Origin of the sequence: Rhodococcus sp. 66b (assembly GCF_002076325.1) — a bacterium.
Classification (GTDB): Bacteria; Actinomycetota; Actinomycetes; order Mycobacteriales; family Mycobacteriaceae; genus Rhodococcus_F; species Rhodococcus_F erythropolis.
In genome coordinates this window covers 1-12,426 of the sequence record NZ_MUZB01000035.1, presented here as the reverse complement: position 1 = coordinate 12,426, position 12,426 = coordinate 1, and the positions used below count along the sequence as shown (strand labels likewise).

The following is a 12,426-nucleotide window of genomic DNA, read 5'->3' as shown; positions in this document are numbered from 1 at the left end:
ATCCGTAAGCGCCACAACATCAACCACCGCACCCGACGCCGGCACCACATACCCAACCAAGCTGTCACCCGACTTGGAGTCAGAGTGCATCACGACGACGGCGTCGTTGACGTTCTCATGTGTGAGCAGGGCTGATTCGATCTCACCCAGTTCGATCCGCTGACCACGCAACTTCACCTGGAAATCGCTACGGCCGATGTACTCCAGCTCCCCCGATTTGGTCCGTCGAACCAAATCTCCGGTGCGGTACAACCTGGCGCCGGCTGATCCGAATGGATCGGCGACAAATCGCAGCGCCGTCATAGCAGGCTCACCGTGATATGCACGAGCCACCTGCGGTCCACCTAAATACAGTTCACCGGCCACACCCACCGGCACTGGCGCCAACCGGCCGTCAAGCACAACAGTGGACGTGTTAGCGACGGGCGAACCGATCGGGACGACCACCGCCTCAGGAGTCGCCTCCCAAGCTGTTACCACCTCGACCTCGGCAGGCCCGTACCAGTTGTGCAGGCTCGCCGACGCGTACCCGCTGAATCGGCGTACGGTGTCGGCGCTCAACGCCTCTCCTGCGACAAAGACGCGACGCACCGACTCCGGCAGCGGCGCGGGCACCGCGGACATGAATGCGTTCAACATCGACGGAACGAAATGCACCGTCGTGACCCGCTCTTGCGCAATGGTTTTCGCAAGATAATCTGCGTCCCGGTGTCCGTCGGGAACCGCGATGACCAGTTTCGCTCCAGTTTGGAGAGTCCAGAACAATTCCCAGACCGAAATGTCGAAGGTGATCGGCGTTTTGTGCAGTACCACATCCGAGCGATCAAGCCTGTAGGTCGCCTGAGCCCACACCAACTGGTTCACCGTTGCGCTGTGTGTAATCGCAACGCCCTTGGGGCGACCTGTCGAACCTGAAGTGAAGATCAGATACGCCGTGTTTTCCGATCGCAAAGGCGAATTGCGTTCAGAGTCGGCTATCCGGCGAGATGGGAACCCGTCCAAGTTCAGAGCCTCGACAGTCACCATCCGTCGACCCGTCGACGCGAACTGATCGCGAGCGGTAGTCAGAATCAGTACCGGATCCGCCGCCTCGACGACGTACTCGGTGCGTTCTGCTGGATGATCTGGATCGATAGGAACGTAGGCGCCCCCAGCCTTCAGAACGGCGTAGATCGCAACCACGAGTTCAATGCTCCGACGCATCGCCACACCGACCAACTGCTCAGGTCCGACTCCTTCGGAAATGAGGTGACGCGCGAGTTGATTGACCTTGGCATCGAACTCCGCATACGTAAGTTCAATTCCGTCCATGGCCAACGCGACAGAGTTAGGCGTCCGCGCAACCTGCTCGTCGAACAACGAGACCAGCGTTGCATTGTCCGAGCACAAAGAACCGGCCGAAACAGCTTGTGCCAGTACCTGTTCACTCTCGCTCTGTGAGAGTACGGGAATATCACCCACCAGTACGTCCGGAGTTGCGGACACTGTGTTCAGAATTCGCAACAGACGATCGACGAATTCCAACACCGTTGATTCGTCGAACAGGTCGGTTGCGTAGTTGAACGACCCGTGCATCCCCGAGGGTTCTCCCGACTCGCTGATGACCTCGGACAGAGTGATCTGAAGGTCGTATTTCGCCGTTCCCGAGTCCGCTTCGATCCCGGAAATCGTGAGTTCTGGCAACACGAACTGCGTTTGCGCAAAGTTCTGGAACACCAACAAAACCTGGAACAGCGGTGAATGCGCAGTAGAACGCACGGGGTCGATCTCATCCACCAACCACTCGAACGGCACATCCGCATTGGCAAACGCCGATAGATCGATTTCACGCACCTGCTCCAGGAACGAACCGAATCCTTCCGACGCTTCGACGTTCGTGCGTAAGACCAGCGTGTTGACGAACATACCAATCAGATCGTCGAGTTCGGCCTCGCCGCGTCCTGCGACAGGAGTACCAAGGACCACGTCCGGAGAACTGCTCAGTCTGGACATCAAAACAGCCACCGCCGCGTGAATGACCATGAAGACAGTCACGTTGTGGCCCTCTGCGAGCCTCGACAAGCCTGAATGAAGGCGTGCATCGACCGTGAAATCGACTGTCGCTCCGCGCAATGACTGAATCGCCGGCCTGGCACGATCCAAGGGGAGATTAAGGACGGGGGGAACGTCAGCCAACTGCGCTTGCCAGTACGCAATCTGCTTCGACGCGATCGAATCCGGGTCGCCGTCCGAGCCCAACATCTCGCGTTGCCACAACGCATAGTCCGCATACTGCACTCCGAGAGGCGCCCACCCCGGAACTACGCCCCGAGATCGGGCCTCATACGCGACCATGACATCGCGCCCGAGTGGACCGACCGAGGAACCGTCTCCGGCAACGTGGTGGATCACGACAACCAACACGTAGTTGTCAGAGCCAAGGCTGAACAGTTTCGCTCGAACGGGGACCTCAGCACCGACGTCGAATCCCTGTCCGACAACCTCTGATAGGCGCAGCATTACAGACTCGGCGTCGACCTCGACTGGACTCAAGTCCAGCACGACATCTTCGGGTGGAACAATTACCTGCATTGGTCCATCTGTATCGCTTGGGTACAACGTTCTGAGCGACTCGTGCCGTGCCAGGACATCGGAAACAGCAGCTTTCAGCCCCGCCACGTTTAGCTTCCCTGAAAGCCGGATCGCGAGAGGAACATTGTAGACCGGCGACTCTGGGTCGAGTTGGTTCAGAAACCACATCCGTTGCTGTGCAAGGGACAACGGCACCCGCTCCGGGCGCACCCGAGCAGTCAACGCCGCCCGAGCACCCGAACCGATCTTGGTCTGAACCCGGGCAGCCACGCCCTCGACCGAGGACACCTCGAACAGCACCCGTACCGGAACCTGCGTATCGAGCGCCTGCCCAAGGCGGGCAACCATCCGAGTTGCAATCAGCGAATTGCCACCCAAAGCAAAGAAATCATCATCAAGCCCGACCCGATCCACACCCAACACCTCGGCGAAAACCGAGGCAACCGACTCCTCCACCGGAGTCACCGGAGCCCGGAACGCCGCAGCCTCGAACACCGGCTTCGGCAACAGCTTCCGATCCAACTTCCCCGAAGCATTCAGCGGGAACGCATCCAACACCATGATCTGCGACGGCACCATATACGACGGCAACACCGACCCCAACGAATCCACAAGCGCCGCAACATCAACCACCGCTCCCGACGTCGGCACCACATACCCCACCAACTGATCACCGGTCTTGGTCGACACCACCGCCACCGACGACACCGACACCGACACATCGGCCACCAGGGCCGACTCGATCTCCCCCAACTCGATCCGCTGACCCCGGAACTTCACCTGGAAATCGGTGCGCCCGATGTACTCGAGCTCCCCCGACCAGCCCCACCGCACCAAGTCCCCCGTGCGGTACATCCGATCGCCGACACTGCCATGAGTGAACGGGTTCGCCACGAAGCGATCCGCCGACAAATCCGGACGAGAAACATACCCACGAGCCAACTGATCACCCGCAAGATACAACTCACCCGCAACACCCGCCGGCACCGGACGCAATCGCGAATCCAAGACGAAAACCTGCGAATTCCACTGCGGCACACCAATAGAAGCCACACCACCGTGGACAGCATCCGTCACATCCGCGAACGTGATCGACACCGCGGCCTCGGTCGGACCATACAAGTTGTGAACCCGCGCGCTTGAAACAACACCGAAATCGCGCACCGTCTGCGCCGGCAACGCCTCGCCGATGACGAACACATCACGCAGCGAATCCAACTGGCTGGCAGAGACTTCCCCCGCGAACACCGACAGCATCGTCGGCACGAAGTCCGTCACCGTCACACGCTGATCAGCGATCACCGACGCCAAATACCCCGGATCCCGATGACCGTCATGAGTGGCCACCACCAACCGAGCACCCACCGCCAACGGCAGGAAGAACCCCCACAAAGACACATCGAACGTCGTCGCAGTCTTCTGCAGATACACATCCGACCCGGTCAGAACATACTGCCCCTGCATCCACGCCATCTGATTGACGATCGCCGCATGCGAAACCGCCACACCCTTCGGCTTCCCCGTCGACCCCGACGTGAAAATCACATACGCAGCATTCGAAACACGCAACGGCGCAACACGATCCACATCAGAAACAGGCGCATCCGAGAATCCGGACACATCCAGCTCGTCGATCAAGACCACATCGAATTCACCCGGCAACACCACACCGTCACCAGCAGTGGACAACACACAGACCGGTGCCGCGGTCTCGAGAATATGACCATTGCGCTCGACCGGATGATCCGGATCCAACGGCACATACGCCCCACCCGCAGCAACCACTGCATACATACCAACCACAAGGTCAACCGACCGGCGCATCGCCAACGCCACCAACGACTCCGGCCCCACACCCACCGAAATCAGATACCGTGCAAGACGGTTCACCCGAGACCCGAACTCCGCATACGACAGAGACTGTCCCTGGAACATCACCGCCACCGCACCCGGCGTCGCCGCCACCTGCGCAACAAACCCGTCGAGCAACAAAGCGTCGTCAGTCAACTCGTGAACAGTGTCATTGACCGTCACCAACACCTGCGAACGCTCGTCCTCACCGAGCAACTCCACATCCCCGACAACCGAATCAGGCTCCGCCACCATCGCTTCCAGAACACGCACCAACCGCTCCGCAAACGAAACAACTGTCGACGCGTCGAACAGATCCGTCGCATACGTCAACGACATCGGCATCCCCACACCGACGCCGTCCTCCTCCAACGGCGTCACCGTCAACTGCAGATCAAACTTCGCGATCTCGACACCGGCGTCGAAACCGGCAATCGACAGTCCCGGCAACTCCACGACATCCTGCGCCATGTTCTGAAAGAACAACGCAACCTGGAACAACGGATGATGGGCCTGCGACCGCGCCGGATCAAGCACTTCCACCAAACGCTCGAACGGCACGTCCTCGTTGCCGAACGCCCCGAGATCGACCCCACGAACCCGACCCAACAACGCCGAGAAAGACTCCGAAGAATCCACCTCGGTCCGCAACACCAACGTATTGACGAACATACCGATCAGATCGTCCAGCTCCGGCTCACCCCGCCCTGCGATCGGAGAGCCCACCACAACGTCGTCACTACCGCTCAGCCGCGCCAACAACACCGCCAACGCCGCATGCACCACCATGAACAACGACACATTACGATCAAGCGCCAACTGCTCGAGCGCTCGATGTAACCGCGCGTCTATCGAAAACTGGTAACTCGCCCCCTGATTGGATGCCACCAACGGCCGCGGGCGATCCGCCGGCAGCTCGATCCGCTCCGGCAACCCCGCCAACACCGACGTCCAATACCCCAACTGCTCGGACATCAACGACGACGGATCCCCCTCGGACCCCAACACCTCACGCTGCCACAACGCGAAGTCCGCGTACTGCACCGCCAGCGGCGCCCACTGCGGAACCTGACCACCCGCACGCGCCACGTACGCGACCGACACATCACGCACCAATGGCCCCAACGACACGCCATCAGCAGCAATATGGTGAATCACCAACGCCAATACAAACTCCGACGAGCCCGTCTGGAACAAACGAACCCGCAATGGCACCTCGACCGTGACATCGAACCCCTCTGCCACCACTGGCGTCAGCACACCGAGCAAGTCGGCCGCGTCGACAGTTTCGGGCAATACAGTTCCCACGAATTCGCCCACCGGAAGTACTTGTTGGAACCCGATGCCCTCGAATTCCGGGTAGACGGTCCGCAACACCTCGTGCCGCGCAACAACATCCGACAGCGCTGCGGACAGTGCCGAAACATCGACGGCACCGGACAACCGCAACACGATCGGAATGTTGTTCACACCAGACACAGAGTCGAATCTCGACAAGAACCACATCCGCGACTGTGCAAGGGAAAGAGGTATCCGCTCCGGACGAGAGCGAGGGGCCAAGGCAATTCGCACATGCCCCGCTGAATCTGACAGAACAGATGCAAGTCCGGAGACTGTCGAGTACTCGAACAGCGTTTTGACCTGAACCCGCACATCGAAAGCCGCACTGAGACGCCCGGCCAATTTCGCAGCAATCAACGAGTTGCCGCCGAGTTCGAAGAAGTCGTCGTCAGCGCCGACTCGGTCCACCCCCAAGAGTTCTTCGAATACGCGCGCGACCAGGACCTCACCAGCGGAGGATGGCGCTACAAACTCTCGGGCCTCGAATACGGGATCAGGAAGTGCTGCCGAATCCAGCTTTCCTACCGGCGTCAAGGGGATCTCGTCGATGACAACGACAGCCGCCGGAATCATGTGACGGGGAAGATCCGTCTTGACCACTGCCAGGACGTCATCCCCGGACAACACGGCTCCAACTGCAGGAAGCACATAAGAGATTAGAGCCGTTTCACCGCTGGGCAACACTCGCCCGAGAGTTGTCACAAACTCGACCCGTTCGTCGAGTGCGATGACCGCGTCAATTTCAGTCAACTCGATGCGGAAGCCACGGATCTTGACCTGGGAATCGGACCGTCCGACGTATTCGACGCTACGATCGCCGGCAGCACTTTCCGTCCACCGCACCACGTCCCCCGTGCGGTACATTCGTTCACCCTGGGCCCCAAAGGGATTCGCGATGAATCGATCGGCCGTCATTCCTGCCAAATTGTGGTATCCGCGCGCAACCTGCGGCCCTGCAAGATAGAGCTCACCCGTAGTCCCCGTCGGTACAGGCTGCAAGCGAGCATCCAATACCAAAGACGCTGCACCACGAATCGGACCACCGATCGTGACGGGATCACCCGCGCCGAGTTCCGTCATGTTCGTGACGATCGTCATCTCGGTCGGGCCGTACGCGTTGAAAAAGTGGCGTCCGGGCGCCCACTTCGCGACCAACTCTGGCGGACACGCCTCACCCGCGACCACGACGACAGCAACATCGTCGAGTCCAGATGGATCCACCGATGCGAGCACCGAAGGAGTAGCGCCGACATGCGTCACTCGCTCTGTCTTGATCAGCTCGGCTAGCTCGGGCCCACCGTAGATGCTCGATGGGGCAATCACCATGACGGCGCCTGCTCCGATCGTCTCGAGTAGTTCGAAGATCGATACGTCGAAGCTTGGAGTCGTGAAGTGCAAAACCCGTGAATTGCCGTCGAGCGACAGCATGCGAATTTGCTCTCGCTGCAGGACGGCTAGCCCCGAATGCGAAACAACAACACCCTTGGGTCGCCCTGTGGAGCCGGATGTGTAGATGACGTACGCGGCGTGCTGCTCACGCAGTGTTCTTACCCGCTCGTCATACGTCACTGGCGCGCCGGAGACAGCGGCCAACGACTCGACAGTGTCCGAAGCATCGATCGAGATCCACCCGACCGAGTCAGTTAACCCGGCGCGTGCACCCTCAGTGGTCAACCCGACCGAAACTCCAGAATCGCTGATCATGTAGGCCACGCGATCGGCTGGATAGTTCGGATCAACCGGGACGAAGGCGGCGCCGGACTTGGCGACTGCCCACAGTGCCAGAACGGACTCGATGGACCGCGGTATCGAAATTGCAACCCGATCCTCTGGCCCCATGCCGCCGGCGATCAACAATCTCGCCAAACGAGACGATTGCTCGTCCAACTCTGCGTATGACAGCGAACGTCCTTCGAACCGCAACGCCTCCCGCTCGGGCCCCAGCTCGACGGCCGCCGCCAGCAGTTGCGGAAGCAACGATGTGCTGGCACGACGGCCGCGTGCCGGACGCTCTCGACGTGCCTTGCGAGCTACCGACGTCCCTGGCGTCACACCATCGGAGCTCATGCGGTCACGACCTGCACTCGAACGGCATGCTGGAGGAACACGTGCTGCGTCAAGACAATTTCACCTTCGCTTTGGTACTGCAGTTCGATCAGTATTCGCAGGAATCCGATCACTTCCGAGGTTCTACCCTTGACCTGGGCAAATCGCGTTCGACGTCCCGGTAAAGCCCCAATAGTTGATCGGACACACCGAACCATTGTTACAGCTGTCGCGGAGTGGACATCATCGGACTGTTCGGGATATGGGAGTCCATCGACTTCCTGAACGGCGGCGTCAGCTCAGAGTCCACGTCGCGGGATCACAGGCCAGGCGTAGATCAGGCAGACCTCCTTCGACGACATCTGTGAAGACGTCTGTCGGACCAACCGCGTGCGAAACCCACTCCTCTTCAAGGAGCTCGTGTACCTCTGCGTCCTTCGCCTCTTCCGAGGAAAGAAGTACGACGCCACCGACCGCCCCGCCAAGCAGAATCGTCAGAACCGATGTTTCATCGTCGTCGGGACCGAAGTACATCAAACGCGATTCGTAGTCGACGTCGTGCTTTTGCGACATAGCATCCAACTTCGCTGCGAGCTCTCCATGGGTGATCTGGTCAGAGTGTGATCCGGTAACCACGACCGCGACGTCGTCCCCACTCAGCGGACGAAGCCGATCCGTGTAGTTCACGGAACGACTCGAATACGACGCCACCAATTCGACAACCCCGGACTCGTTCAGGTCGAGGATCGTATCCAGCGCGACATCAGAATCTGCACTGCCCGAAGTCAGCGTCAAGGCCACACTCGGGTTTGTTCCTCTTCCAGGCGTACGCGCTGCTCCTGTTGTAGTTCCCACGAGTACTGCCGCGCCTGCTTTGGACAGCGCCCAGATCGCCACTACCAGTTCGATGCCACGCAGCCCTGTCATCGCAACTGCGTCACCCGGGCCGATCCCAAGACTGATGAGGTGGCGCGCAAGGCGAGATGATCGTGCATCGACCTCGTGGTATGTCACTTCCTCTTCATCGCACACGACTGCTACGGCGTCAGGATCAGCCTCAACGGAGTTCGCCAATCGCTGTGGCACGAGTCGGCCCGTCGAAGCGCCAACGGCCGGGGGTGGCGTTGTGTCCACGGAGCCGAGGACTTCTGCTCGTTCGGAGTCGGTGAGCAGTTCGATGTCACCGATCGGACGTGAAGGATCCGAGGACACCCGATCGAGAACGCGTACGAATCGCTCGACATGTGCGTCGGCGGTCGCTTGGTCGAAAAGATCGGCGGCGAAAACCAAATGGCCAATCAGTCCTCCTGTGATCGGATCAGAACTGAGATTGAGTTGGAGGTCGAACTTCGCAGTCGCCTCCACACCCTCGACTGCCGAGATCTTCAGATCCGGCAGACTGAACTCGGCTCCTGCCATCGGTTCGACCGACAGTGCAACCTGGAAAAGCTCGTTCGCTGACGCCGACAACGCGCCGGTAACTTCCTCGAACGGTATGTCGCCGTTCGCAAATGCCTCGAGATCGACATTTCGAACCAGCGAGACCAATTCGCCGAATCCTGCTCCGAGGTCCGGAGCGGTCCTGAGTGCGAGCGTGTTGACGAACATTCCGACTATGTCGTCCAGTTGCTGCTCACCTCGCCCGGCTACAACTGTTCCGATCGCGAAATCTCGGCTTCCGCTCAACCGTGAGATGAGAACTGCAAGCGCGGCATGCACAACCATGAACAATGTGGCGTTGTGTTCGCGCGCAATCTCGTTGAGCCGCGTCGCCGTGTCCGCACTGACGGAGAACTCCGAGACACCGGCCTTTGCAGACATCTGCGCGGGTCGCTGACGGTCGGAAGGCAATCCGGGCGTCGACGACACACCGTTCAACGTCCGGCGCCAGAAGTCGAGTTGCTGTGCAGCCTGCGAGCCGATCTCGTCGACGCTACCGAGCACTTCGCGCTGCCAGATCGCGAAGTCCGCGTACTGAACAGTCAACGGCGTCCACGACGGCGCGGTACCGCGCATGCGGGCCTCATAGGCGACCATCATGTCTCGGGCCAGAGGTCCCATCGATTCACCGTCAGCGGCGATGTGATGAGCGACCAAGACGAATATGAAGTCTGCCGGCCCCAACTCGAGCAACCCAGTGCGTACAGGTACTTCCTGAGCTACGTCGAATCCGGTCGTCACCAACTCCACGACGCGATTGAACGCCGCGGCCTCGTCGTCCACCTGAATCGTTTCGAGAGGCGAAAGGAGTTCGTCGATCGCGACGATTTTCTGAACCGGCCCTTCGATGTCACTCGGGTAGCTGGTCCGGAGCGACTCATGTCGAACCAAAACGTCGTGAAGAGCCTGGCGCAAAGCCGCGACATCCAAGTTCCCTGTCAATCGCAGAGCCAACGGAATGTTGTATGCCGCAGAACCGGGATCCATCTGGTTTACCAACCACATTCGCTGCTGGGCCAAGGACAGAGGAAGACGTTCTGGACGTTCCCGCGCCTCCAACTCCATCCTCGCACCGGAACCTGCGGTCTTTTGCGCTACTGCAGCCAAACCTTCCACTGTCGAGTTCTCGAACAGCACGCGCACCGGGACCTGCGCATCGAGCGCCTGTCCCAATCTTGCTGCCAACCTGGTAGCGATCAACGAATTACCACCCAGCGCAAAGAAATCGTCATCCAGACCGACCCGCTCCGCGCCCAACACATCTCCGAACACCGACGCAACAATTTCCTGCACCGCTGTGACCGGCGCCCGAAACTCTGCTGCCTCGAATACCGGTGACGGGAGAGCCTTTCGATCCAATTTGCCCGAAGCATTGAGAGGAAGCTCGTCGAGGACAAGAACCTTCGAGGGCACCATGTACGTCGGAAGCACGGCCCGGGCAGACTCCAGAACCTCGGACGCATCTACTGCAGTTCCCACGACATACCCGACCAGGCTGTCGCCGAACGTCGCATCGCTGTGCAGGACGACCACCGCATCTGAAACCGCCTCGTGCGAGATCAGAGCAGATTCGATCTCGCCGAGTTCGATACGCTGCCCCCGCAGTTTGACCTGGAAATCCGATCGGCCGATGTACTCGAGCTCGCCCCGACCGTTCCACCTGACGAGGTCGCCGGTTCGATACAACCTGCTGCCGCCATCTGAGGCGCCCCTTTCCCCGCCCGCAAAGGGGTTGGCGACGAAACGCTCCGCCGTCAACGCTGCTCGGTTTCCGTATCCGCGACCGACACCGACACCACCGACATACAACTCGCCGATCACGCCCGGCGGCACCATACCCAACGACCGATCCAGAACGAACAGATCCATGTTCGGCACCGGTGCACCGATCGGAACGCTGACGGTGTCATGCGCAGTCACTGCGTGGAACGAGACCACGTCCGACGCTTCCGTCGGGCCGTAACTGTTCACCAGGCGTACGCCGCCTGACAACAAACTGCCAAGACGATTGAGCCGGATCGACTCGCCTCCAAGGAACACAACATCGAGAACGCTCAGAGCAGACTCCTCATCGGAATCCACCACGGCTTCGAATGCGCTCGGCGACATGTTCGCCACTGCGACGTCACCGTGCCCGACGCGAGCGACGATCGCATCCGGATCGAAACCGTCTGAGGCAAGCACTGCGGTCCGACCGCTGCTCAGCGCTGCCCAGACGTTCTTCTGCGTCAGGTCGAAACTGGGTGAAGACGCGATCAAAAGACCACCAGTTTCGGGCAACTCGCTGCGATACCAGGCCACCGTATTCTCGATGCCCGCCATCGGCACCAACGTCGGCTTCGGACGACCAGTCGAACCGGATGTCGAAATGACATACCCCAAGCGGTCGCCCGCACCGAGCTCACGCCATCGATCCGTCGGCCCCTCCACAATCGGCGAATCGCGAATGATGCTGTCGAGGACGATGACGTCCACCGCCAGATCGAGAGTCGTCGTACTCACCGCACATCGGGCGCCAGTGTCGGCAATTATCGCTTCGATCCGATCCTGTGGGTACGACGGATCGATCGGCCCGTACGCAGCACCCGCCTTCCACGCCGCCAACATACCTACGACCCACTCGACCGACCTCGGCACGATCAACGCGACGACGTCATCCGGACCGACGCCGGCCGCCGTCAATCGCTCGGCCACCACGTTTGCGTAGGCGTCGAGTTGCCCGTAGGTCAGCGCCTCGCCATCGCACTCGACGGCAAGAGAATCAGGGGTCTGCCCAACCTGTTCGTCGAACATCGCAGTCAGCGAGGCGCCTGCCAACGCTGTGCGCCCACCAGTGGACCAGCTGAGAAGGTTGCTGCGCTCAGCAGCGGTAAGTACGTCGATATCACCCAACCGAACTGACGGATCAACAGTGATCTCAGCAAGGATGCGCCCGAACCTGCCGGCAAAGCCTGCCACCGTCGACTCGTCGAACAGATCCGTCGCGTACGTGAACTGCGCCGCCATCCCCGCTGGTGCGCCCGCCTCGTCAAACTGCTCGACCATGGTCAACTGCAGATCGAACTTGGCCGCCACCGTGTTGGCGTCGATTCCCGCAACTGTCAGATCGCCAAGTCGAAGCACCGACTGCTCCATGTTCTGGAACGACAGCATCACCTGGAACAACGGATTACGAGC

At 60.2% G+C, this 12,426-nt stretch carries 2 protein-coding genes; both read right to left on the bottom strand.

Annotated elements, in window-relative coordinates:
• Nucleotides 1–7,815, bottom strand: a 7,815-nt coding sequence (locus B0E55_RS30900) for an amino acid adenylation domain-containing protein (protein ID WP_443216823.1), incomplete at its 3' end; no start/stop codon positions are given.
• 288 nt (nucleotides 7,816–8,103) lie between these two features.
• Nucleotides 8,104–12,426: non-ribosomal peptide synthetase (locus B0E55_RS30895; protein ID WP_133053480.1), on the bottom strand; the 4,323-nt coding region annotated here is incomplete at its 5' end.